The 22,519-nt window shown below is 49.3% G+C and carries 25 protein-coding genes, 1 tRNA gene and 1 pseudogene; 21 read left to right on the forward strand and 6 right to left on the reverse strand.

All coding sequences use genetic code 11. The features are described from left to right. Positions 1 to 73 precede the first annotated feature (73 nt). From endA to DES37_RS02035, 6 genes are all read left to right on the forward strand, one after another. A complete protein-coding gene (gene endA / locus DES37_RS02010) occupies positions 74 to 784 on the forward strand; it encodes a deoxyribonuclease I (RefSeq protein ID WP_110024646.1) in 711 nt (236 codons plus the stop codon). A gap of 146 nt (positions 785 to 930) precedes the next feature. Continuing rightward, a complete protein-coding gene (gene rsmE, locus DES37_RS02015; protein ID WP_110024647.1) occupies positions 931 to 1,662 on the forward strand; it encodes a 16S rRNA (uracil(1498)-N(3))-methyltransferase in 732 nt (243 codons plus the stop codon). Between the two features lie 11 nt (positions 1,663 to 1,673). Continuing rightward, complete coding sequence (gshB, locus tag DES37_RS02020) at positions 1,674 to 2,621, forward strand: glutathione synthase (protein ID WP_110024648.1); 948 nt, start codon at positions 1,674 to 1,676, stop codon at positions 2,619 to 2,621. Between the two features lie 112 nt (positions 2,622 to 2,733). Further along, positions 2,734 to 3,297 carry a YqgE/AlgH family protein gene (locus DES37_RS02025; protein WP_036102913.1) on the forward strand — a complete coding sequence of 188 codons (564 nt, stop codon included), beginning with the start codon at positions 2,734 to 2,736 and terminating at the stop codon, positions 3,295 to 3,297. Beyond that, positions 3,297 to 3,716 (forward strand): Holliday junction resolvase RuvX, encoded by a 420-nt coding sequence (ruvX, locus tag DES37_RS02030; RefSeq protein ID WP_110024649.1) that lies wholly within the window; start codon positions 3,297 to 3,299, stop codon positions 3,714 to 3,716. Before DES37_RS02025 ends, ruvX begins: the two co-directional genes overlap by 1 nt. 403 nt (positions 3,717 to 4,119) lie before the next feature. Then, complete coding sequence (locus DES37_RS02035; RefSeq protein WP_036102860.1) at positions 4,120 to 4,332, forward strand: YdgH/BhsA/McbA-like domain containing protein; 213 nt, start codon at positions 4,120 to 4,122, stop codon at positions 4,330 to 4,332. Between the two features lie 347 nt (positions 4,333 to 4,679). On the opposite strand, the gene DES37_RS02040 is transcribed toward DES37_RS02035, so the two are convergent. Then, on the reverse strand, positions 4,680 to 5,657 hold the full coding sequence (locus DES37_RS02040; RefSeq protein WP_110024650.1) for a type IV pilus twitching motility protein PilT: 978 nt from the start codon (positions 5,655 to 5,657) through the stop codon (positions 4,680 to 4,682). A gap of 20 nt (positions 5,658 to 5,677) precedes the next feature. On the opposite strand from DES37_RS02040, the gene DES37_RS02045 reads away from it, so the two are divergent. Genes DES37_RS02045 through hemW form a run of 5 tightly spaced genes read left to right on the forward strand, consistent with a single transcriptional unit; the run spans position 5,678 to position 8,989 of the window. Next, positions 5,678 to 6,391 carry a YggS family pyridoxal phosphate-dependent enzyme gene (locus tag DES37_RS02045; RefSeq protein WP_036102864.1) on the forward strand — a complete coding sequence of 238 codons (714 nt, stop codon included), beginning with the start codon at positions 5,678 to 5,680 and terminating at the stop codon, positions 6,389 to 6,391. Between the two features lie 15 nt (positions 6,392 to 6,406). Continuing rightward, complete coding sequence (locus tag DES37_RS02050; RefSeq protein ID WP_036102866.1) at positions 6,407 to 6,961, forward strand: YggT family protein; 555 nt, start codon at positions 6,407 to 6,409, stop codon at positions 6,959 to 6,961. Continuing rightward, positions 6,958 to 7,248: a DUF167 family protein YggU gene (gene yggU / locus DES37_RS02055; protein WP_036102868.1), complete on the forward strand. Its 291-nt coding sequence runs from the start codon at positions 6,958 to 6,960 to the stop codon at positions 7,246 to 7,248. Before DES37_RS02050 ends, yggU begins: the two co-directional genes overlap by 4 nt. Before the next feature lie 15 nt (positions 7,249 to 7,263). Beyond that, on the forward strand, positions 7,264 to 7,857 hold the full coding sequence (locus tag DES37_RS02060) for an XTP/dITP diphosphatase (RefSeq protein ID WP_110024651.1): 594 nt from the start codon (positions 7,264 to 7,266) through the stop codon (positions 7,855 to 7,857). Beyond that, on the forward strand, positions 7,850 to 8,989 hold the full coding sequence (hemW, locus tag DES37_RS02065) for a radical SAM family heme chaperone HemW (protein ID WP_110024652.1): 1,140 nt from the start codon (positions 7,850 to 7,852) through the stop codon (positions 8,987 to 8,989). Before DES37_RS02060 ends, hemW begins: the two co-directional genes overlap by 8 nt. A gap of 200 nt (positions 8,990 to 9,189) precedes the next feature. Here hemW and DES37_RS02070 read toward each other — a convergent pair whose 3' ends face one another. Genes DES37_RS02070 through trmB form a run of 3 tightly spaced genes read right to left on the reverse strand, consistent with a single transcriptional unit; the run spans position 9,190 to position 11,017 of the window. Further along, positions 9,190 to 9,912, reverse strand: coding sequence for a DUF2884 family protein (locus DES37_RS02070; protein WP_110024653.1), 723 nt, complete (start codon positions 9,910 to 9,912; stop codon positions 9,190 to 9,192). A 59-nt stretch (positions 9,913 to 9,971) separates the two neighbouring features. Continuing rightward, positions 9,972 to 10,298, reverse strand: a complete 327-nt coding sequence (locus tag DES37_RS02075) for a YggL family protein (RefSeq protein WP_110024654.1) — start codon at positions 10,296 to 10,298, stop codon at positions 9,972 to 9,974. Further along, positions 10,298 to 11,017: a tRNA (guanosine(46)-N7)-methyltransferase TrmB gene (gene trmB, locus DES37_RS02080; protein ID WP_110024655.1), complete on the reverse strand. Its 720-nt coding sequence runs from the start codon at positions 11,015 to 11,017 to the stop codon at positions 10,298 to 10,300. Before trmB ends, DES37_RS02075 begins: the two co-directional genes overlap by 1 nt. A 154-nt stretch (positions 11,018 to 11,171) precedes the next feature. Here trmB and mutY point away from each other — a divergent pair, with 154 nt between their 5' ends. The 3 genes from mutY to mltC are packed head-to-tail and all read left to right on the forward strand — an operon-like array spanning position 11,172 to position 13,647. Next, positions 11,172 to 12,224 (forward strand): A/G-specific adenine glycosylase, encoded by a 1,053-nt coding sequence (gene mutY / locus DES37_RS02085; RefSeq protein WP_170123713.1) that lies wholly within the window; start codon positions 11,172 to 11,174, stop codon positions 12,222 to 12,224. A gap of 26 nt (positions 12,225 to 12,250) precedes the next feature. After that, positions 12,251 to 12,526 (forward strand): oxidative damage protection protein, encoded by a 276-nt coding sequence (locus DES37_RS02090; protein WP_036102877.1) that lies wholly within the window; start codon positions 12,251 to 12,253, stop codon positions 12,524 to 12,526. A gap of 38 nt (positions 12,527 to 12,564) precedes the next feature. Continuing rightward, positions 12,565 to 13,647: a membrane-bound lytic murein transglycosylase MltC gene (mltC, locus tag DES37_RS02095; RefSeq protein WP_036102878.1), complete on the forward strand. Its 1,083-nt coding sequence runs from the start codon at positions 12,565 to 12,567 to the stop codon at positions 13,645 to 13,647. A gap of 188 nt (positions 13,648 to 13,835) precedes the next feature. Here the strand turns inward: mltC and DES37_RS02100 are convergent, their stop codons facing one another. Beyond that, positions 13,836 to 15,983: an ornithine decarboxylase gene (locus DES37_RS02100; RefSeq protein ID WP_110024657.1), complete on the reverse strand. Its 2,148-nt coding sequence runs from the start codon at positions 15,981 to 15,983 to the stop codon at positions 13,836 to 13,838. Positions 15,984 to 16,448: 465 nt separating this feature from the next. Here DES37_RS02100 and DES37_RS02105 point away from each other — a divergent pair. Next, positions 16,449 to 16,524, forward strand: a tRNA-Phe gene (locus DES37_RS02105). 384 nt (positions 16,525 to 16,908) lie between these two features. Here the strand turns inward: DES37_RS02105 and DES37_RS02110 are convergent. Then, positions 16,909 to 17,226: a hypothetical protein gene (locus DES37_RS02110; RefSeq protein ID WP_110024658.1), complete on the reverse strand. Its 318-nt coding sequence runs from the start codon at positions 17,224 to 17,226 to the stop codon at positions 16,909 to 16,911. A 130-nt stretch (positions 17,227 to 17,356) separates the two neighbouring features. On the opposite strand from DES37_RS02110, the gene DES37_RS02115 reads away from it, so the two are divergent. From DES37_RS02115 to DES37_RS02145, 6 genes and pseudogenes are all read left to right on the forward strand, one after another. Next, complete coding sequence (locus DES37_RS02115) at positions 17,357 to 18,820, forward strand: hypothetical protein (protein WP_110024659.1); 1,464 nt, start codon at positions 17,357 to 17,359, stop codon at positions 18,818 to 18,820. Positions 18,821 to 19,543: 723 nt separating this feature from the next. Next, positions 19,544 to 19,855 carry a transposase gene (locus DES37_RS02120; RefSeq protein WP_110024660.1) on the forward strand — a complete coding sequence of 104 codons (312 nt, stop codon included), beginning with the start codon at positions 19,544 to 19,546 and terminating at the stop codon, positions 19,853 to 19,855. 20 nt (positions 19,856 to 19,875) lie between these two features. Beyond that, the gene (locus DES37_RS02125) at positions 19,876 to 20,409 is read left to right on the forward strand and encodes an IS3 family transposase (protein WP_245929956.1); all 534 of its coding nucleotides are present in this window, start codon (positions 19,876 to 19,878) and stop codon (positions 20,407 to 20,409) included. 280 nt (positions 20,410 to 20,689) lie between these two features. Further along, positions 20,690 to 21,772 (forward strand): IS110 family RNA-guided transposase, encoded by a 1,083-nt coding sequence (locus tag DES37_RS02135; protein ID WP_020803817.1) that lies wholly within the window; start codon positions 20,690 to 20,692, stop codon positions 21,770 to 21,772. Positions 21,773 to 21,788: 16 nt separating this feature from the next. Next, positions 21,789 to 22,085, forward strand: a pseudogene (locus DES37_RS25825) (integrase core domain-containing protein); the annotation flags it as partial. A 76-nt stretch (positions 22,086 to 22,161) separates the two neighbouring features. Next, positions 22,162 to 22,482, forward strand: coding sequence for a hypothetical protein (locus DES37_RS02145; protein WP_245929936.1), 321 nt, complete (start codon positions 22,162 to 22,164; stop codon positions 22,480 to 22,482). The last annotated feature ends 37 nt before the right edge of the window (positions 22,483 to 22,519 follow it).

Genomic DNA, 22,519 nt, shown 5'->3' on the forward strand with positions numbered 1-22,519 from the left:
TTAGAATCCAACTGATTGAAACTGGATAAATGATCAGTTAGGGTGCGGGCATACTTTGACAGAGAATTTCGATATGTCCCGCAAAATATCTTCTACCACTATCTCCATGCTGGCCTTTTTGTTAAGTGCCGGCGCACAAGCCACAGGTATTCACAGTTTTTCTCAAGCAAAGACGGCTGGCGTAAAGGTGAATGCCGATGCTCCCGGCAGTTTTTATTGTGGTTGTAAAATCACCTGGGAAGGGAAAAAAGGCATTCCGGACCTGAATTCATGCGGTTACCACGTCAGAAAAAATCAAGTTCGGGCCAACCGTATTGAGTGGGAACATGTCATGCCCGCATGGCAGTTCGGGCACCTGCGCCAGTGCTGGCAAGAAGGTGGGCGTAAAAACTGTGCCAAAGATCCGGGGTACCGCAAAATTGAAAGCGATATGCACAACCTGGAACCAGCAGTGGGTGAAGTCAACGCCGATCGCGGTAACTTTATGTACAGCCAGTGGAATGGCGGTGAAAGCCAGTATGGTCAGTGTGCAATGAAAGTCGATTTTTCCAGCAAGCGCGCAGAACCGCCCGCTCGCGCCCGGGGGGCCATTGCCCGAACATATTTTTATATGCGCGATCAGTACCAGTTGCCGCTCTCACGCCAACAAACTCAGCTATTTGAAGCCTGGGATAAAACGTACCCGGTAACTCAGTGGGAATGCACCCGCGATGAACGCATAGCCAAAATACAGGGAAATCATAACCCTTATGTACAGCGGGCTTGCATGGCGCGAAAAGGCTAACCTACACTACCCAGCAATAATTAACTCTGTGATGCGCCGGTGCCTCCATTAGCGGAGGCACAATAATGACGGCAACTTCTGCACTCTGCTCTTAGCGAAGAATTTGTTATAACCACCATCACACCTTTTTATGGATGATATAAACGATGCGTATTCCTCGCATTTATCACCCTGCGCCACTTGTTGTTGGCCAGACTATTGCGTTAAGTGATGACGCGGCAGGGCATGTTGGCCGTGTTCTGCGCATGTCTGCCGGGCAGGCGCTGGAGTTATTTGATGGCTCCAACCAGGTTTTTTCTGCAGAAATCGTTCAGGCAGATAAAAAACAGGTTCAGGTCAGGTTGCTGGGTAGTGACACAGATAACCGTGAGTCCCCACTGTTTTTACATCTGGGCCAGGTGATGTCTCGTGGCGAAAAAATGGAATTTACTATCCAGAAATCCATTGAGCTGGGCGTCAATGTTATTACCCCCCTGTTCTCAGAACGTTGTGGAGTGAAACTGGATGCAGAACGCCTGAATAAAAAACTGCAGCAATGGCAAAAAATTGCGATTGGCGCCTGTGAACAGTGTGGGCGCAACCAGATCCCTGAAATACGCCCTGTAATGAACCTGGAAACCTGGTGCCAGGAACAGGATGATGCCCTTAAGCTCAACCTTCACCCACGCGCCAGCGCCAGTATCAATACGCTCCCACTGCCAGTTGAACGGGTGCGGTTGCTTATTGGCCCTGAAGGGGGATTATCGGCAGAAGAGATTGCCATGACTGCGCGTTATCAGTTTACTGATATTCTGTTAGGACCGCGTGTGCTGCGTACAGAAACCACTGCCCTTACTGCAATCACCGCACTGCAGGTGCGTTTTGGTGATTTGGGCTAAAGGAGACAAGAATGATCAAGCTCGGCATCGTGATGGATCCCATCGCGTCAATTAACCTGAAAAAAGACACCAGTTTTGCGATGCTACTGGAAGCACAAAAACGTGGTTACCAGTTACATTATATGGAAATGGCAGATTTATACCTGACGAATGGTGAAGCCCGCGCACGCACGCGTACCCTCAGCGTCGAGTATAACTACGAGAAATGGTACAACTTCGACAGCGAACAGGATATTCCGCTGTCAGACCTTGATGTCATTTTAATGCGTAAAGACCCACCGTTTGATACTGAGTTTATCTATGCTACCTATATTCTGGAACGGGCTGAAGAACAGGGTACATTGATTGTTAACAAACCCCAGAGTCTGCGTGACTGCAATGAGAAACTTTTTACCGCATGGTTTGCCGATTTAACGCCAGATACACTGGTCACCCGTAATAAGGCACAACTAAAAGCGTTTTGGGAAAAACACGGCGATATTATTCTGAAACCACTGGACGGCATGGGCGGGACATCGATTTTCCGTGTGAAAGCGGGCGACCCTAACTTATCCGTTATTACCGAAACGCTGACGGAACTGGGCAACCGCTATTGCATGGCACAAAATTACCTGCCAGAGATTAAAGATGGTGATAAACGCGTACTGGTGGTAGACGGTGAACCGGTGCCTTACTGCCTGGCACGCATCCCACCAAATGGGGAAACCCGTGGTAACCTGGCAGCTGGCGGCCGTGGTGAGCCTCGCCCGTTAACTGAAAGTGACTGGGCCATTGCCCGCCGTATTGCGCCGGCGTTAAAAGAAAAAGGCCTGATATTTGTTGGGCTCGATATTATCGGTGATAAGCTCACTGAAATTAACGTCACCAGCCCAACCTGTGTGCGTGAAATTGAAGCACAGTTCCCGGTATCAATTACGGGAATGCTAATGGACGCTATTGAGAAGCGTCTGGCAAAATAGCGACCATGGCGGGAAGGATCCCGCCAGCCTCTCGGGAATGCCGGTAGAACACATTCCTTATCAGGCAGGCTTACCAACTGCCAAAGACTCAACCGGGAACAGACCTCTGACAATGAATTTACAGCATCACTTTCTTATTGCCATGCCAGGGTTACAGGATCCGCTGTTCAGGCGTTCTGTCGTGTATATCTGCGAGCACAACGATGAAGGCGCAATGGGGATTATTATTAATAAGCCTCTTGATAACCTGAAAGTTGCCGACGTGCTTGAGAAATTAAAGATTACACCAGAGCCACGTGACCCGGCGATTCGCCTGGATAAACCGGTATTTGTCGGTGGGCCGCTCGCGGAAGACCGGGGCTTTATTTTGCATACTCCACCAGAGATGTTCAGCTCCAGTATCCGTATCGCTGAGAACACCATCATTACAACGTCCAAAGATGTTCTGGAAACATTAGGCACGCCAAACCAACCACCAGATGTTCTGGTTGCGCTGGGTTATTCTTCCTGGGATAAGGGCCAACTGGAACAAGAGATCCTGGATAATGCATGGCTTACAGCGCCAGCTAATAATCAGATTCTGTTCCACACCCTGATTGGTGAGCGCTGGCGGGAAGCTGCGCGCCTGATTGGCATTGATATCCACAATTTGCCTAATGAAGCAGGGCACGCATAATGGCGACAGGAACAATTTTAGCTTTTGACTTTGGTACCCGTAGTATTGGTGTTGCCATTGGGCAGAAAATTACCGGAACTGCCCGCCCTTTATCTGCGCTGAAAGCAAAAGATGGCGTGCCAGACTGGGATCAGATTGGTCGTATTCTCAAAGAGTGGCAACCTGATTTTTTAGTTGTTGGTTTGCCGCTGAATATGGATGGCACGGAGCAACCCCTGACAACCAGGGCGAAGAAATTCGCTAACCGCCTGCATGGCCGGTTTGGCATTACTGTAGAACTTCATGATGAACGCCTGAGCACAGTTGAAGCCCGTGCGGGTTTATTTCAGCAAGGTGGTTTCAAAGCACTGGATAAAGGCAGCGTCGACTCAGCTTCCGCTGTTGTTATTCTGGAAAGCTGGTTTGAGCAACACTTTTGACACATTACTGGCTGTGCTCTGCAGCCAGCCTCCCTTGTTTCTGAACCAGCCAACCCACAGTCTCCCTTGTTATGTAACACCTTTTGCCCGGCACAGCCCTTCTGCATAAACCCACACACTACCTGAACTACCAGATGAATACAATTTAGCTTTTTGTGCCAAAAATAAGTAACCAGCCAGTGATTAACACCTGATATTACCCAGTATGTAACATATTAGAATTTCAATAAGTTAACTAAAAAAACGCCCTTTCCAAAAGCCATATCTCCAGCCAGCTCCGCCGCATAACGTGATCCATATCGCACTTTTTGTTACCTAAGATATAATTTCAAGCGTTATTATAACCCACATCAAAGGCACTCGCCTTTAACGATAACAAATTGAATTAAATAAGGAAAAGACCATGAAATCTGCTAAAACTCTGTTCGCTGCTGCTGCTCTCTCTCTGGTTTCTTTTGCAAGCTTTGCACAAACCGTTACTGCTACCGCCAGCACTCTGGATGGTGCAGAAGCACAGATAGCAGCTCAGGCTAAACAAGCTGGTGCAGCTTCTTACCAAATCACTGAAGCATACTCTGGCAACCAGGTTCACATGACTGCTGAACTGAACAAATAAGAGTAATTGTTCTGGTACCGGGGCGTTTTTATCCCCCTGCTCCCGGTACTGAACAGCCAAATTGAGCCTAGTCACTGCACTGGGCTCAATTATATCCACAATGCTGTAAATAGCGTCGCTTGTGCTATATCACTCTTCTTAATAACCACTCGCACGGCAACTCAACTCAAAAAACCAGGCAAACTTACTATTGCAATCAATGGAATATTATATTCTTTGCCCATCCATTGATTACTCACCCACTGCTTAGCAATAGCCCAGCAGTGGCACCTTCTGGCCAGCACTGCATGCAGGCTTTTGTACCGCGCCGTTTGTGCAGTTCCACACCAAAAGACAACCCAAAGCACTTATGCAAGCATGCCCGCCGCATCACGTTCGGCGCGGCTTTGTTCGAAAGTTTGCATGCCAGCCTGCTTGCCTGTTTGTAATACACCAGGTAACTGGTGTGTTTTCCCTTCACGAACCAGGCTGGAAACGGCTGGCGTAACAACTAAAAGCTCAAACAAAGCCACCCGCCCACCACCTTTACGCACAGCCAGTTGTTGAGCCACAACACCTTTAAGGCTGCCAGCAAGTTGAGTGCGGACCATACTTTTCTCTTCCGCCGGGAAGACATCCACCAGCCGTTCTACAGCTTGTGCAGCCCCACGAGTATGCAGTGTTGCCAGTACCAGGTGCCCTGTTTCAGCCGCTGTCAGGGCGAGGCGTATCGTTTCGCTGTCTCGTAGTTCACCCAGCAAAATAACATCCGGATCCTGGCGTAAAGCGCCCTTCAGCCCGGCCGCAAAAGAAGCACAGTGCAGGCCGACTTCACGCTGCTGGATTACACCCTGAGGAGGTTTGTGAACGAACTCAACCGGGTCTTCAAGGGTAATAATATGTGCCTGCGTTTGCCGGTTCAGCTCACCAACCATGGCCGCCAGTGTAGTGGACTTACCGCTGCCCGTAGCGCCACACACCAATACCAGCCCTGACTGCTCCTGTAACAATGCCATTAATGCTTCTGGAACCTGTAATGCGGTTAACTCAGGGCATACCTGCGGTAAAATACGCAACGCCAGTGACACCCCTGCCACCTGAAGGAAAGCATTAGCCCTTAACCGCTGGCCATTTGCCAGTTCCACGGCGAAATCAAGTTGGCCATGGTGTTTAAACTGGCTGTGCTGTTCTGGTGTTAGCCACAAATCCAGCAATGCGGATATATTGGGCAAAGCACATGGGGCTGGTTCCATTACGCCATCTTTACGCCAGTAAAAATGCCCACTGCTACACAGGTGTAGATCAGAGACATTATGCTTTACACTAAGGGCCACGATTTCTTCCATTTTGGCTTATCCTGAAACTCATGAACGACATTGCCCACAACTTAGCGCAGGTTCAGCAGAGAATCTCAGCGGCTGCAGAACGTTGCGGCCGTGCTCCAAAAGAAGTTTCCCTTCTTGCAGTCAGTAAAACCAAACCTGCGAGTGATATCGCACAAGCCATTGCCGCCGGGCAACGGGAGTTTGGTGAAAACTATGTTCAGGAAGGTGCCGATAAAATTGCCCTGTTTCGTGAGCAAGGGGTTACCGGCCTGACCTGGCACTTTATTGGCCCTTTACAGTCCAATAAAAGCCGCCTGGTTGCCGAAAACTTTGACTGGTGCCATACCATTGACCGGCAAAAAATCGCCACGCGGCTCAGTGAACAGCGCCCAGGCGAATTAGCGCCATTGAATGTGCTGATTCAGGTTAATATCAGCGATGAAACCAGTAAATCGGGTATCGCATTAGCTGAAGTAGACGCCCTTGCAGACCTGGTAAGCAGTTTACCGGGGTTACGCTTACGCGGGCTGATGGCGATTCCTGCGCCAGAACAGGATTACGCCAGGCAATTTGCTGTCTGCCAACAAATGGCTGTAGCATTTAACGCGCTACAAAGCCGCTATTCTGGCATTGATACACTTTCGCTGGGCATGACGGATGATATGGAAGCAGCCATTGCCGCAGGTTCCACCATGGTTCGAATTGGTACAGCTATTTTTGGCGCACGGGATTACTCCGCGCACCAGGGACAATAACTACAGAGGAATGCCATGCTGACGTTGACTTTCCTGGCCAAAACCATCATTGAATTGTATGTGATGGTATTACTGCTCCGTATCTGGATGCAGTGGTCACGTTGTGATTTTTATAACCCGCTTTCACAATTTATTGTGAAGATTACCCAACCCATCATTGGCCCGTTGCGCCGGATCATTCCGTCAATTGGCCCGGTGGATACCGCTTCTTTGCTGGTCGCGTTTATTCTTACCACGCTTAAATTCCCACTTCTGCTACTGATTCAGGCAGGAGTGCTGGCGATTGGCCCGGTTAACTTGTTGGTTGGCCTGCTGTCGTTACTTAAAAGTGCCGGCTCACTGGTATTCTGGGTCATCATTGTGCGCTCCATTATGAGCTGGGTAAGCCAGGGGCGTAGCCCGATGGAGTTTGTACTGATGCAGCTCACTGAACCATTGATGGCACCCATTCGCCGCTTTATCCCGGCGATGGGCGGTATCGACTTTTCCGCTATGGGCGTAATTATTATTCTGTATCTGCTCAATTACCTGGGTATGGATCTGTTCCCGGGGCTGTGGTACCAGCTTTGAGTGCAGTAACCCAGACTGAATCCGGGCTGGCGCTGAACCTGTTTATTCAGCCCAAAGCCAGCCGGGATGCCATTGTTGGCCTGCATGGCGATGAGTTAAAAATCGCTATCACCGCGCCGCCGGTTGACGGCCAGGCCAACGCTCACCTGGTTAAATTTCTGGCAAAACAATTCCGGGTTGCCAAAAGCCAGGTGTCACTTACCAAAGGTGAACTTGGCCGTCATAAATCAGTGCTAATCAGTTCACCAAAAACCATTCCGCCGGTTGTTGCGGCCTGTCTTAATTAATCTGTGGTATTCGTTATGCAAAAAGTCGTACTGGCGACCGGTAATGCGGGAAAAGTTCGCGAACTGGCTGACTTGCTGGAAAATTTCGGTCTGGATATTGTCGCGCAAACCGAGTTGGGCGTTGATTCAGCTGAAGAAACCGGTGGCACCTTTATTGAGAATGCCATTCTCAAAGCCCGCCATGCGGCGCGTATCACCGAGCTGCCAGCCATTGCCGATGATTCAGGCCTGGCAGTAGATGCACTGGGCGGTGCTCCGGGTATTTATTCCGCACGCTATGCGGGCGAAGAGGCAACAGACCAGCAGAATCTGGAAAAGTTATTGCACACTATGAACTCCGTGCCAGATAACCTGCGTAAAGCACGTTTTCACTGTGTACTGGTGTACATGCGCCATGCTGATGACCCCACACCACTGGTGTGCCATGGCTCATGGGAAGGGGAAATCACCCGCGTCCCGGCAGGCCAGGGTGGGTTTGGTTATGACCCCATTTTCTACGTTGCTTCTGAAGGCAAAACTGCTGCGGAATTAACTAAAGAAGAGAAACGCGCTATTTCACACCGTGGCCAGGCACTGGCATTACTACTGGAAGCAATGCGCAATGGCTGATTTGCCGCCACTGAGTTTGTACATCCATATTCCCTGGTGTGTGCAGAAATGCCCTTACTGCGACTTTAACTCTCATGCACTGAAAGGCGATGTGCCTCATGATGAATATGTCAGCCACCTGCTGAGAGATTTAGACAACGAACTGCCTGCCGCACAGGGCCGGGCTGTCAGCACAATATTTATTGGCGGTGGAACACCAAGCCTGCTTTCTGGCGAAGCGATGCAAAAGCTGCTCGATGGCGTACGCGAACGTTTACCGCTGGCAACCGGTGCAGAAATCACCATGGAAGCTAACCCGGGTACCGTTGAGGCCGGCCGTTTTGCCGCTTACCAGGCAGCCGGTGTTAACCGCATTTCCATTGGTGTCCAAAGCTTCAGCCAGGAAAAGCTACAACGTCTGGGGCGTATTCATGGCCCGGATGAAGCAAAAAGCGCCGCGCAACTGGCCTCCTCGCTTGGCTTGCGGAGTTTTAACCTGGATTTGATGCACGGGCTGCCTGACCAGTCGCTGGAGGAAGCGCTGGGCGATTTGCGCCAGGCGATAGCACTGAACCCGCCACATTTGTCCTGGTACCAGCTTACTATCGAACCCAATACGCTATTCGGCTCACGCCCACCAGTGCTGCCCGACGACGATACCTTATGGGACATTTTCGAGCAGGGCGATAAACTGCTGAGTGCGGCGGGTTACCAGCAATACGAAACATCCGCTTATGCCAAACCAGGCTACCAGTGCCAGCATAATCTCAACTACTGGCGCTTTGGTGACTACCTGGGAATTGGTTGCGGTGCACACGGCAAAATCACCTGGCCGGATAACCGGATTGTTCGCCGGGCAAAAACTCGCCACCCACGCGGTTATATGGCCGGAAAATACCTCGACAGAGAGCATGAAGTGGCAGTGGCAGATAAGCCATTTGAATTCTTTATGAACCGCTTCCGGCTGTTAGAACCCGTTCCCCGGAACGATTTCCTGCAACTAACCGGCCTTGGCGAAACAGTGGTCCGCCCGCAACTGGATGAAGCCATTGCCCAGGGCTACCTCACCGAAACGGCATCAGAGTGGCAAATTACTCAGCACGGGAAACTGTTTCTGAACTCGCTACTGGGGCTGTTTTTGGTGGATGACTGAAACAGGCTCCCCGGCAATAAAAGGGGAGCCTCAGATTGATGAAAAAGAAGGGAAAAGCGTGGTTTTCCCTTCTTTTTAGTTAGCAGCCGAAAATCAATGAATTGATTTCCCTGGCTTTTTATTGGGTGACATCCTCTCGTTCTGTGCGAACATGAGGTTTGTCATCAGACTCGAGCCTGGTATTCTTTTTCGTAACTGACTTACTTCAGGCCTTTCACCAGTGCCTTGCGCTGGTCTTCCAGGGAAATCACCCGGGAGCAAACATCTTTGCCAAACTGTTTGAAATCAGCCTGCTGGTTATTCCACTCTTGCTGAATGGCATTTTGCATCCCGCCAAGGTTACCCAGTATCCCTTGTAAACCACCTTTGCTGTTCCCACCAGTGAGCGCTTTCGCTCCCATCTCATTGATACTGTCCTGCAGAATGCCACCCATGGCCTGGTTAACCAGTTGCTGGCCATCTGCCCTGACCTGGTCAATAGCTTTGTAGTGAAAAGCCAGGCCATCACTACGGTGTTCGATAATGCGGTTCATCTGCGCTTTTAACTGTGCATCAAGCTTTTCCAGCCGCCCGTGCATGCTACTGCTTTCCCCCACCTGTTCGGTGATGATTTTGTCCAGTGCCGCGCGGCCTTTCTCAACCCGTGATCTGGCACCGTTATCAATCCACGGCAGGTCGTTACGCAGTGCCTGTTGGTAATTTACAGCCTGTTGTTGCTGGCTGGCAGAAAGCGATTGCGCTTTACCATTAAACTGAACTGCGCCCTGAGGTGAAATAACCAGGTCGCCATGTTGCCCAACCACCTGCACTTGTTGAGGGTTGATAACCACATCATCTTTGGGGCTGACACTGCACTGGTAATCAGCTTTCGCCGCCGTGCTGACAGCCAGTAACGCAGCCAGCGCAAGGGATAACTTCTGCATTTGCTACTCCATAAAGAAAAAACGGGCCGGTAGCAACCGACCCGTTGAACATCCTGCACTTAATCCCACCAGACGTCGAACAAGTCGCTGGTGCGAATTTCTGACAACTGGCGTGCTTCGAGCCAGTTTTTTACCAGCGCCTGATGCTCTTCGGTACATTTGCCAATTTGCTGCATGCAAATCAGCCCTTCCCAGGCAAGGTAACCACTACCATCAAAGGCCAGGCCATTTGGCTCAATTACTTCATTAATTAAGTCATCAACGGTTTTATCAATTTGTTCTTCCGGAGTACCTTCCGGGAAACGCCATGCCACCGAAAACCCCACTTCCTGAAACTCGTCGATATGCATTTTTTTGCGTAAACGACGGCTGCGGTTTATTGCCATTATTTGATCCTCTCGAACATTAAGTCCCATACACCGTGGCCGAGACGCTGGCCGCGTTGTTCAAATTTGGTGACCGGACGGGATTGAGGGCGAGGTACATAATCGCCACTCTCCGACAAGTTTTGATAACCGTCCACCGATGACATTACTTCGAGCATATGTTCTGCATAAGGTTCCCAGTCTGTCGCCATATGGAAAACACCGCCCAATTTTAGTTTCCCTTTCACCTTTTCGGCAAACGGCACCTGAACAATTCGGCGTTTATTATGGCGCGCTTTATGCCAGGGATCCGGGAAGAACAGTTGCACCATGGACAGGCTGTTTTCCGGGATCATCATATCCAGTACTTCAATGGCATCATGGCACATTACACGCAGGTTAGTCAGCCCGGCTTCATGGGCAGCACTCAGGCACGCCCCCACACCCGGTGCATGAACCTCAATTCCCAGAAAATTCTGGTGTGGATTGGCCGCGGCCATTGCCACCAGCGATGCGCCCATCCCGAACCCAATTTCCAGAGTAACAGGCGCTTCCCGCCCAAACAGCGCAGCAAAATCGATGGGCTGACCATCAAATTCAACGCCCATCACCGGCCAGTAGTGGTCCAGCGCATGTTGTTGCCCTTTAGTCAGGCGGCCCTGGCGGCGGACAAAACTACGAATGCGGCGTAATGCGCGACCATTCTCATCAAATTCCGGTGAAATCACGTCGTTTATCATGGTGGAAACTCTGCTTGAGTTAATGTTCAGGAAACGGGCATTATCCAAAGTTACTCCGCCGATGCAAGCGCCGGACACCAGCTGTTTACAGCAGGCCCGTGCTGTGCTGGAATCTGACACCTAAATTGACTGAGTCGGATACTGTGCGTAAATGATACAAGCGCTTCAATTCTCTCGCCAGGTGCTCGACTGGTATGAAAAGTATGGCCGAAAAACCTTGCCCTGGCAGCTGGCAAAAACGCCTTATAAAGTGTGGCTGTCTGAGGTGATGTTACAACAAACCCAGGTGGCAACGGTTATCCCCTATTTCCAGCGTTTTATGGAAAAGTACCCGGATATCCGCGACCTGGCGGCTGCTCCACTGGATGAAGTCCTGCACTTATGGACTGGCCTTGGCTATTATGCCCGCGCCCGCAACCTGCATAAAGCAGCACAAACCGTTGTGCAACAGCATGGCGGTAAATTTCCTGAACGTTTCGAAGACGTTGCCGCCCTGCCGGGTGTTGGGCGCTCTACCGCGGGTGCTGTGCTTTCTCTTGCCTGCGGCCAGCATTACCCCATTCTGGATGGCAATGTAAAACGGGTTCTGGCACGGTGTTACGCAGTAGAAGGCTGGCCGGGCAAAAAAGAAGTCGAAAAGCGCTTATGGCGCCTGAGTGAGCAAGTTACACCAGAGCATGGCGTCAGCCAGTTCAACCAGGCCATGATGGATCTGGGGGCTATGGTTTGCACCCGTTCACGGCCCAAATGTGAGATTTGCCCTCTCAGCCAGGGTTGCCTTGCGAAACAGGCAGGCAACTGGTCCAGCTTTCCGGGGAAAAAACCAAAGCAAACACTGCCGGAGCGCACTGGCTGGTTTGCGCTGGTACAACATGGTGACGAAGTTTACCTCAGCCAGCGCCCACCAGTTGGTTTGTGGGGTGGGCTTTATTGCTTCCCACAATTTGAAACGCAAAACGCGTTGCATCAGTGGCTGGAAGCAAGAGATATTTCAGCAGATAATTGCCAGCAACTTACGGCTTTTCGCCATACATTCAGCCATTTCCATTTGGATATTGTGCCAGTATTAGTCCGGGCAGAAACATGGCCTCTTCGCATGGAGGAAGATACCGGTCTCTGGTATAACTTACCGCAGCCACCTGCTGTGGGTTTAGCGGCGCCGGTAGAGCGCCTGTTGCAGCAATTGCGTGCCGGGTCAGTTGCTTAAGGCCCACCAAATAATGAGGATGAGACATGAGCAGAACGATTTTTTGTACTTACCTGCAGCGCGATGCTGAAGGCCAGGATTTCCAGTTGTACCCAGGCGAACTGGGTAAACGTATTTATAATGAAATATCCAAAGAAGCCTGGGCGCTGTGGCAAACCAAACAGACCATGTTGATCAATGAAAAGAAACTCAACATGATGAACCAGGAACACCGCAAATTACTGGAACAGGAAATGGTGAACTTTCTGTTTGAAGGTAAAGACGTACACATTGAAGGTTTTACACCCGAAGAAAAACAATAAGGGCTCGTGCCCTTCAATGGATAAAACTGCACACATCAATGAAGAAGAGACTTATTGCGCTGGTTCTTGTTGCACCACTTTTGGTGTCCTGCTCCAGTAAAAAGGATTCGGCTTATCACGAAGAGTGGGTAAAAGACACCAACGGTTTCGATATTTTAATGGGGCAGTTTGCCAATAATATTGAGAACCTGTGGGGTTATAACGAGGTACTGATCGCCGGGCCGAAAGACTATGTTAAGTATACGGACCAGTATCAGACCCGTAGCCACATCAACTTTGATGACGGGACGATTACCGTAGAAACCATCTCCGGTACAGACCCGGCTGCTCACTTGCGCCAGGCGATTGTCTCGACGCTGCTGATGGGCGATGACCCAGGCTCTATTGATCTCTACTCCGACAGCGATGACGTAACGCTTTCCAAACAACCTTTCTTATATGGGCAGGTAGTGGATAACCGTGGCCAGCCCATTCGCTGGAAATGGCGTGCGGAAGAGTTTGCGGACTACCTGCTGCAAACCCGCCTGCAAAGCCGCAGCAACGGGCTGCATATTATCTACAGCGTAACCATTAACCTGGTGGCAAACCATCTGGATAAGCGTGCGCATAAGTACCTTGGCATGGTACGCAGCGCATCTCACAAATACGGTGTGGATGAGTCTCTGATTCTGGCAATCATGCAAACAGAATCCAGTTTTAACCCTTATGCGGTAAGTAATGCCGATGCGCTGGGGTTAATGCAGGTGGTGCAACACAGTGCAGGCAAAGATGTGTTCCGCTCCCAGGGGCGCAGCGGTATTCCCAGCAGAAACTATCTTTTCGACCCGAGCAACAATATTGATACCGGTACAGCCTACCTGGCGATGCTGAACAATGTTTACCTTGCAGGCATTGATAACCCAACGTCGCGGCGTTATGCCGTTATTACCGCGTATAACGGCGGTGCTGGTAGCGTACTGCGTGTATTCTCCAGTGACAAAGACCAGGCGGTGTCGATTATCAACAGCCTGTCGCCGGACGATGTTTATGAAACACTAACCACCCGCCACCCGTCATCGGAGTCACGCAGGTATTTATATAAAGTGAATACCGCGCAAAAAGGCTACCGCCGGGTGCATTAGGTTTTAAACGCTCACCGGGCAACAATACAAAAAAAGGGAAAAGCATGCTTTTCCCTTCGATTGATGAAAAAGAAGGAAAAAGCGTGGTTTTCCTTCTTTTTAGTTAGCAGTCGAAAATCAATAAATTGATTTTCCTGGTTTTTTATTGGGTGGCACCCTCTTGTTCTGTGCGGACATGAGGTTTGTCATCAGGCCGGATTATTATTCACCACATAGCCATACAGGCGCTTAATGCCATCCGGGTCTGTCTCGCTGTAAACCCCCTGGAGTTCTGGCGAAAAACCTGGCAGCAGGTTGACACCCTCTTCCAGCGCCAGGAAGTAACGCAATGCAGCACCCCCCCAGATTTCACCAGGTACAACACACAGCACACCAGGCGGGTACGGTAATGCGCCTTCGGCAGCGACCCGCCCCTGGGCTTCACTCAGGCGCACCAGTTCTACGTCACCACGAATAAATGCACTGTTGGCATCCTGTGGGTTCATCACCACTTCAGGGAAGCAGTCTTTACGGAACATCGCTTTTTGCAGATCTTTCACGTCAAAACTGACATAAAGATCGTGCATTTCCTGGCAAAGTTGGCGCAGTGTATAGCCTTTGTAGCGTACCGGGTATTTCTGGTAGATGGTAGGTAACACATCTGCCAGCGGCGTATTGTCTTCAATATGGTGTTCAAACTGAGCAAGCATAGCCACAAGTTGAGCCAGCTTCTCCGGGCTTTCGGCAGGCGTTAACAAGAACAGGATCGAGTTGAGATCTGATTTTTCCGGTACGATGCCATTTTCACGCAGGTAGTGCGCCAGAATCGCAGCAGGAACACCGAACTCACTGTATTTCCCTGTTGCTGCATTAATTCCTGGCGTGGTCAGCAATAATTTGCACGGGTCCACCAGGTATTCATCTTTGGCATACCCTTCAAAGCCGTGCCAGTTTGCTCCTGGCTCAAAGCTGAAGAAACGCCGGTCATGGGCTATGGTGTCCGTGGGGTAATCCTGCCACTGGCGGCCATCGATTTCTGGCGGAATAAACGGGCGGATCATTTTGCACTGCGCAAGGATCTGTTTGCGCGCTTCAATCCCCATATCCACACATTCAGCCCATAAGCGCCGGCCACTTTCCCCTTCATGAATTTTGGCATTCACATCCAGTGCCGCAAACAGCGGGTAAAACGGGCTGGTTGATGCATGCAACATGAAAGCATTGTTCAGGCGTTTATGCGGGCAAAAACGCGACTGACCACGGATATGATCGTCTTTTTTATGGATTTGCGAGGTTTGAGAAAACCCGGCCTGTTGCTTGTGGACAGACTGCGTGACAAAAATACCCGGGTCTTCCGGTTTGAGCTCCAGTCGCAATGGCGAGCAATCTGCCATCATCGGCAGGAACTGCTCATAGCCAACCCAGGCTGAGTCAAACAGAATGTAATCACACAGGTGGCCGATGGTGTCTACTACATGGCGGGCGTTATATACCGTGCCATCGTAAGTACCTAGCTGGATAATCGCCAGGCGGAATGGGCGCGGCAAGTCTGCGCGTTCTGGGGCCACTTCGCGAATGGATTCACGCAAGTACGCTTCGTTAAAGCAGTGAGCATCCACCCCGCCAATAAACCCAAAAGGGTTACGTGCTGCTTCCAGGTAAACCGGGGTCGCCCCAGCCTGAATTAACGCACCATGGTGGTTGGATTTGTGGTTATTGCGGTCAAACAGCACCAGATCTCCCCGGGTCAGCAGCGCATTTGTCACCACTTTATTTGCTGCAGACGTTCCATTCAGAACAAAGTAGGTTTTATCTGCGTGGAACACTTTGGCTGCGAATTTCTGCGCATCTTTCGCCGAGCCTTCATGGATAAGCAGGTCACCCAGTTTGACATCGGCATTGCACATATCCGCACGAAAAACGTTTTCGCCGAAGAAATCATAAAACTGGCGCCCTGCCGGGTGCTTACGGAAAAACGCACCATGCTGATGCCCCGGGCAGGCAAAGGTGCTGTTGCCCATTTCAACATACTGGCTCAGCGTGTCGAAAAACGGGGGTAACAGATTTTCTTCATAGCGGCATGCTGCCGTTTCGAGCTCAAGAAAATCTTGTGCTTTTCCCGTAATCACACCTTCAGTACCCGGAAGCGGAGCAACCTGCTCAGGGCTGAAAAGGAACACCGGTAAATTAAACCCGGTACGTTTAAGCAAAGTCAGAATACCGCTACGGCTGTCGGCAACCGAAACCACCACAACGGCCACATCAGTGAAATCAGTGTTATCCAATGTCACGACTTCGCGGTGCGTGGACAAACAGGCGACAACATCATGGCTTGCGGCAATTTTCAACGCTTTCATAAGCACAAATCCCCAGGGGTCAAGGATGAGTGAGTGCCAGAGGCACAACAAAAGGGAGTATTCTCCCGGCGAAAATGATAAGGGGCCTGAACTGATAACCAGCTGCGACCACCAGACATCAGTAAAACCAGGGCCTGCCTGAGTTTACTGATGCTCCGGTGTGAGCCTGCACTGCCCTCACCGCATGGTGAAAGTTTGAGTTACTTGAATAGATAAATAGCGGACATAACGAGAACACGCCATTAAGCAATGGCTGTGATGTGCCAGAAATGTCGATGAGAATCCGAACATTGCAGCGACCTCGTTAAGGGTAGTCGTGGAAAAAATCCGCGCAATTCTGGCACCTTTCTGGCGGGGGTGCAAGCGGTTGCCTGTAACAGAATGCACACAAATCAGGCAAACACACCACCGGGCACAACAAATGATTTGACGACAGCAGGCCTTTACGGTTTAATGCGCCCCGTTGCCCGGATAGCTCAGTCGGTAGAGCAGGGGATTGAAAATCCCCGTGTCCTTGGTTCGATTCCGAGTCCGGGCACCACTATTTAAAGAACCCAGCCTATGGCTGGGTTTTTGCTTTCCGGGCTTCCGGTAGATATCTGGTCGTCTTAGCCACAGTTACCATCACTCGGCCTCTTCCATCCAGCCTAAGCATTTCCCTTTAGCTACTCCCAGCCCTTCCGGTCACGGTGCTGTTGTCTGTTAGGCTTCAAATTGCCAACAAACGCTATACCCACCATGTACAACCTTCGACTGGTTCCATAACCACAAGTGACATCCGGTCTTTGTCCGGTCTGAAGAAACAGTACATCAATCCTTTTTGACATGCCCCTAATACCAAGCAATGCTGACGTACTCGCTAATTACCAAGGAAATCAGCGATACCGCATGACCAGATTCAATGGCTCACTGCATATCAAGCCTGCTAGCTAGGCTCTTTACCTGCATTATCCTCTTTGAAATCTCTAGCTAATTTACCCGTTTCACGGTCGTAGATGGTTTTAACCACGGCTCTTTTACTGACCTTTACCTTCTTTTCCTTGGCATGACGATCGGCGGCTTTGTCTAACTCAATTTGCTTGTTTAAGTTAGCAATTGACTCTGAGTCATCTGGGGATACATACCCATACTCTTCGTTAAGAATATCTACTAACTGGTCTTGTGGTATCCCTGTCTCTTGTTCGATTTCTGAGATAGTTTTAGCCAAGCTTCGCTGCAAGTTACGCTGTACAATGTTAACCATATTGCTTACCTCTTTGTCAGATAGTTTTGTTGTTTCTAGCAACTAGCAAGACCTGGCTCGTTGCTCTGGTATCGATACTAGAACAAACCTGCGAGCCAAAAAGCAGAAAAAATTAATAAGCGAGAAATTCATGGACTCAACGAACAAAGAAAAGCTGTGTGTTACGAACAAAGATGAGTTACGTCGCAGACATTGCGGTAACTATAGACCGGTGAGCAACGGGGAAATCTATCTCCTACCATATGAGGTCTTATTGCATTCTAAACCTCAGTCATTTTTCGCGTCCCTATCAGATTATGATCATCTTAAAACCGCTGATAAAGTGGGAAAACTGAGTCTCAAAGGGCTTCGAAAAGAACTATGGCCGCTGAATGATGAGAAAACTCACCATGACTTTTGGAAGAACTTCAGTGATTCTGCGCTCAAAACGCACTTAAATACCATTTTGGGTACAACTAAGGTTGTCAGTCGGGGTAAAGATTGGCGTAAAACCTATTTAAAGCAAGGCAAAGAAGCAGATGCCGATAAGCCACATCACGAAGATATGCTCAAATGCCTTTACCTCCTAGCTCACCTACATAAAGCAAGCCCCACCTTCATTCGACAATTGGCATTGGTCAATGATGCATGGTCTACCGATTTGAGAGTATTCTACCCGCGTAAAGACTTTGCATTCAGCGAAGAATACGGTGGATATCTCGCGGAACTGTACACCAACATTCTTTATCATCAACCTGAAGCCATTCGCAAAGTGGTCAAAAATCTTGATCTTCTGATTGATAAAATGGTGAAATACTCGGACGGCATGTTTGCTGAAATGTTAGATCGACGTAGCGAAGACATCGACAGCCCCGGTCTCAAAATCCTAAAATACAACCAAATTGGGGCTATCACACACACCCAAGCTTTACAAAGTTTATTGGTTGATAAAATAACAGGACCGTTCAATAATGACTCTTTTACCCAGTTGGAGGAGCGAGCAAATCAAGGATTAGCAAATGCAAATCATTATAGGTTAGTAGCGGGTCAATGTCTGAAATTTAAATTACAAACCGCAATGACCAAGAAAGGACAGTACTGGTACTTAGATAAACATAACTCTATACCACAAAAAGATGTCGATCAGCTCATCAATTTGTACGCCAATGCATTGGCGGCTGATGCTTTAAACGGTTTAACATTCGAAAGTGTAGGCTCTAAAAGCGGTAAAAAAGATACATCCCTTCCGGCTGCGATCCGACAAATGGCTGAGCAGAACCCGCAAACAATAGATGAGATCTTAGAGTCTCCCGCATTGGATTGCGCCAATATCCCTGAAATCTATACTAAGTATGCTCACTACCGAACCCAATATGCTGAATGTTATTCTCAAGGGACACACACTAGCTTCATCAAAAATATGAAAGAAAATCAATCAATTAAAAGAGTACTTAACTATGTTAGAAATAACAACCTTGGCCAAATTCACGCTGACATCGATGAGATCGAGCGGAAAATAAAAGTGATGAACATTCTTCAAGGGAATATGGATAACATTGAAAACGTCACAATAGTTTTTGAGTATGGTATGCATAAATTACCACCGCGGAGTTGATGACCGTTGAAGATATAAGCTATTGCATAACACTATCTGGAAGTACGGTTGGATGCTGCTATATGGTATTTATTGCCTTAACTTTTTGGCGAACGATTTTCAACATATTAACGCTGTTCACGGTATGAATAATCGTAAACCAAAAAAATCAATACGGAGCCTTTCCCGCAACTACCCCGTAGTTTTCCCTCCACAGAGAATCACGCTTTCCTTATATACCAACACTTTGCTCGCCCCCTCCCGTTTTCCCGCTTCATTTTCACAGGGTGTACAGAAAAGGTTACCTTCGGTTATCAATATATATTTATAAAGTAATAACAATTTCACCTCGAATAAATGCTATAGTTTAAACGATAAAAATATCACGCTGACAGCGTATCTTTTCATATAATATTTTCAACAGATTAGCCATTCATCTTCCATGGCTTATATTATGGTAGCAGATAAGCGTGAAAACTCCACAAGTTTAATGTTTGACCTAGGGATTAATATAACTAACACACACTAACCAATATAATTATCGGAGTAATAAGCGATTTCATTTATATATTATTAATATGAATTATTACTTATCAGTCATCACTCTATGTCAATCGCCTATCAGTCACTTTCATTAACAGTCACCATAGCACATTTTTTACGGGGAAACGGGGTGTAGTGGTCTAATAAAACCGGACACTAATTAAAGGCGTTGCTATAGTAGCGCCATTAACAGAGGTGCCCATGTATCACGACCGTTCTCGATTTACCCCGGAGTTCAAACTTGAAGCCGTTAGCCTTGTGCTGGATAAGAACTACACCGTCACTCAGGCATGCGATGCGTTAGGCATTGGGCCGACTGCATTACGCCGCTGGATTAAGCAGTTCAGGCAAGAGCAGCAAGGCTTCGTACCCGAAGGTGCTCAAGCACTAACGCCAGAGCAACGGGAAATTCAGGAACTGCGTAAACGTATCGACCGTCTTGAACTGGAGAAAGACATTCTAAAAAAGGCTACAGCGCTCTTGATGACGGACGAACTCAGGCACAAGCGCTGATTACTCGCTTCAAATCGTACCTGCCAGTCCGTGCGCTCTGTCGTCTGTTTGATATAGCGCCATCAACTTATTACGAACGGGAACAAAAGAAAGACCTCATCGATGCAGAGCGCCTGCAGCAGCGGTCTGTCGTGACACGGCTGTTCAACAAAAGTAATGGCTCAGCAGGTCAACGAACGTTGGTCACCCAACTGGCAATGCAGGGAATTAATATGGGCCGTTACAAAGTGGCGGCCCTGATGAAAGAAGCAAAGCTCGTTAGTAAACAACCCGGTGGACACAGATATAAAACAAATGGAAAGGTTCATTCAACGGTAGAAAATAAACTGCAACGTCAGTTCGACGTTGCTGGCCCTAATCAAGTGTGGTGTGGTGATATCACCTATATCTGGGCGGATTCTCAATGGGTTTACCTGGCTGTCGTTATCGATTTATATGCAAGAAAAGTTATTGGTTGGGCGATATCACGCTCTCCAGACAGTGCATTAGCAATCAAAGCGTTAGAGATGGCTTACCACCTGCGTGGGCAACCAAAAGGCGTGATGTTTCACTGACAGTAAGAATGTCTGTGTCAGTTCTCATCATCATGCTTGCTGTTTTGTTCGCGCGGTGAGATCACTGATGCAGTGAAGACTTTCCGGCTACCTGACTCACACTCTGATCGACCAGAAATGTGTCTTTCCCTGGACCCGTCGGTTGACGGAAAGTACTTCATGCGAGGCTTCTCCTCACCGATGCGCGTGACTCAAGAAGGGCCTGACGTCTTGTCTCCTTACTGTCCTGTCCGGGTTATCGTCAGGAGAAATGACGATAAGTTCCAGAAAGGATTAGGCTATGGCGAAGACTAAATCAGTTCGCCCACCGTTTGTCGTGGGCGGCGTTGATACGCATAAGGACCTACACGTTGCTGCAGTAGTTGATGAAAACAATCGCGTTTTAGGCAGTGATTTTTTCGCGACAACCCGGCAGGGATATCGGCAGATGCTGACATGGATGGCATCTTTTGGAACGGTTGCACGCATCGGAGTTGAATGTACCGGTTCTTACGGCGCTGGCTTGCTACGCCACCTGCAAAATGCCGGCATCACCGTGCTGGAAGTGACTGCTCCGGATAAAATGGAACGCCGCAGGCGTGGAAAAAGTGACACAATTGATGCTGAAAGTGCCGCCCACGCAGCTTTCTCATTGATACGCACTGTCACACCTAAAACACGAAGCGGGATGATTGAAGCACTCCGCGTTCTGAAAGTCTGCCGAAAAACAGCCGTTGCAGCACGTCGTATTGCGCTGCAAATGATCCAGATGAATATCGTTTCATCTCCGGATGAACTACGTGATCAATTACGTAATCTGACCCGGATGCAGCTGATTCGAACCCTGGCCGCATGGCGGCCGGATGTGACGGCGTATCGTAATGTTCAGGATGCTTATCGTATTGCCCTGAAATCGCTGGCTCGACGATATCTTGAACTTCACGATGAAATAGCAGACCTAGATATCATGATCGCGTCAATCGTTGATGAGCTGGCACCTGAGCTGATCAAGCGTAACGCTATCGGCTATGAATCCGCTTCTCAGCTGCTGATCACTGCGGGTGATAACCCTCAACGGCTGCAGTCTGAGCCTGGCTTCGCGGCCTTATGCGGAGTCAGTCCCGTTCCCGTCTCATCAGGAAAAACAAATCGCCACAGACTGAACCGTGGTGGAGATCGCGCAGCAAATAGCGCCCTGCATATCATCGCTATAGGCCGGTTACGTACAGATACGAAAACGCAGGAGTATGTCGCGAAAAGAGTCGCGGAAGGGCACTCAAAAATGGAAGCGCTGCGCTGCCTGAAACGTTATATCGCACGCGAGGTCTTCACACTGCTTCGCAATCAAAATCGGCAGATTAACAGCACTCAAATAACGACTTGACACTTAGAAGGGCATCCAGGGTTGCCAGTACAGCAGTCTGGCCTATCAACAACAGATGTGGCGTAAACGCTTTAATCAAAGTATGAGCCGCCGGGGGAATTGCTGGGATAATGCACCGATGGAACGACTATTTCGCAGTTATAAAAGCGAATGGATGCCAAAACGAGGTTACAGTGATTTAGATGAAGCTCAGCGAGATATCAGTTACTACCTGATGAGTTATTACAATCAACAACGACCGCATAGCCATAATGCAGGCTTTACACCTGATTATATGGAAAAACGGCTCAACAAACTGTCCGGAAATAGTTGACCACTACAACCTCTGTGTTCTTACTGGTGAGGCCGAGAAAATTAATCCGCATTCCACTGGCCTGCTGCACTGGGAGATGACTGAAAATCTGGACGGGGAACGGGGGTTGCGCATTACCGCCAACGACAGTGGTGGTCTGTTCTCCCGGGAATGGATTGCCCTGAGTGCTATATCTGGCGTTCTGAAAGCCCATGAAGCCGGTGATTTCACCTCCATGGCTCTGCGCCCGTTGTTTACCAGCGCCAGCCGCAATAATGCGGGTTTCCTCGCCGCCATTCTTCGCTGTGCTGATATCTGTCTCACCGAAGAGGGTTCCGGCGGAGCGTTCAGCCATCGCTGTTACCCCGACTGGGAAAAGCGACTGGAAAAACTGCTGACAATTTCCCCTTCTGCCTGACCCCCTTTATCCCCCTTGCCCTTACCCCCCCCCCTCA

Source organism: Mangrovibacter plantisponsor, assembly GCF_003182475.1.
Classification (GTDB): Bacteria; Pseudomonadota; Gammaproteobacteria; order Enterobacterales; family Enterobacteriaceae; genus Mangrovibacter; species Mangrovibacter plantisponsor.

Coding starts and splice junctions, on each gene's coding strand:
- endA (WP_110024646.1), top strand. CDS start 74: ATGTCCCGCAAAATATCTTCTACCACTATCTCCATGCTGGCCTTTTTG.
- rsmE (WP_110024647.1), top strand. CDS start 931: ATGCGTATTCCTCGCATTTATCACCCTGCGCCACTTGTTGTTGGCCAG.
- gshB (WP_110024648.1), top strand. CDS start 1,674: ATGATCAAGCTCGGCATCGTGATGGATCCCATCGCGTCAATTAACCTG.
- DES37_RS02025 (WP_036102913.1), top strand. CDS start 2,734: ATGAATTTACAGCATCACTTTCTTATTGCCATGCCAGGGTTACAGGAT.
- ruvX (WP_110024649.1), top strand. CDS start 3,297: ATGGCGACAGGAACAATTTTAGCTTTTGACTTTGGTACCCGTAGTATT.
- DES37_RS02035 (WP_036102860.1), top strand. CDS start 4,120: ATGAAATCTGCTAAAACTCTGTTCGCTGCTGCTGCTCTCTCTCTGGTT.
- DES37_RS02040 (WP_110024650.1), bottom strand. CDS start 5,657: ATGGAAGAAATCGTGGCCCTTAGTGTAAAGCATAATGTCTCTGATCTA.
- DES37_RS02045 (WP_036102864.1), top strand. CDS start 5,678: ATGAACGACATTGCCCACAACTTAGCGCAGGTTCAGCAGAGAATCTCA.
- DES37_RS02050 (WP_036102866.1), top strand. CDS start 6,407: ATGCTGACGTTGACTTTCCTGGCCAAAACCATCATTGAATTGTATGTG.
- DES37_RS02060 (WP_110024651.1), top strand. CDS start 7,264: ATGCAAAAAGTCGTACTGGCGACCGGTAATGCGGGAAAAGTTCGCGAA.
- hemW (WP_110024652.1), top strand. CDS start 7,850: ATGGCTGATTTGCCGCCACTGAGTTTGTACATCCATATTCCCTGGTGT.
- DES37_RS02070 (WP_110024653.1), bottom strand. CDS start 9,912: ATGCAGAAGTTATCCCTTGCGCTGGCTGCGTTACTGGCTGTCAGCACG.
- DES37_RS02075 (WP_110024654.1), bottom strand. CDS start 10,298: ATGGCAATAAACCGCAGCCGTCGTTTACGCAAAAAAATGCATATCGAC.
- trmB (WP_110024655.1), bottom strand. CDS start 11,017: ATGATAAACGACGTGATTTCACCGGAATTTGATGAGAATGGTCGCGCA.
- DES37_RS02090 (WP_036102877.1), top strand. CDS start 12,251: ATGAGCAGAACGATTTTTTGTACTTACCTGCAGCGCGATGCTGAAGGC.
- mltC (WP_036102878.1), top strand. CDS start 12,565: ATGAAGAAGAGACTTATTGCGCTGGTTCTTGTTGCACCACTTTTGGTG.
- DES37_RS02100 (WP_110024657.1), bottom strand. CDS start 15,983: ATGAAAGCGTTGAAAATTGCCGCAAGCCATGATGTTGTCGCCTGTTTG.
- DES37_RS02110 (WP_110024658.1), bottom strand. CDS start 17,226: ATGGTTAACATTGTACAGCGTAACTTGCAGCGAAGCTTGGCTAAAACT.
- DES37_RS02115 (WP_110024659.1), top strand. CDS start 17,357: ATGGACTCAACGAACAAAGAAAAGCTGTGTGTTACGAACAAAGATGAG.
- DES37_RS02120 (WP_110024660.1), top strand. CDS start 19,544: ATGTATCACGACCGTTCTCGATTTACCCCGGAGTTCAAACTTGAAGCC.
- DES37_RS02135 (WP_020803817.1), top strand. CDS start 20,690: ATGGCGAAGACTAAATCAGTTCGCCCACCGTTTGTCGTGGGCGGCGTT.
- DES37_RS02145 (WP_245929936.1), top strand. CDS start 22,162: ATGACTGAAAATCTGGACGGGGAACGGGGGTTGCGCATTACCGCCAAC.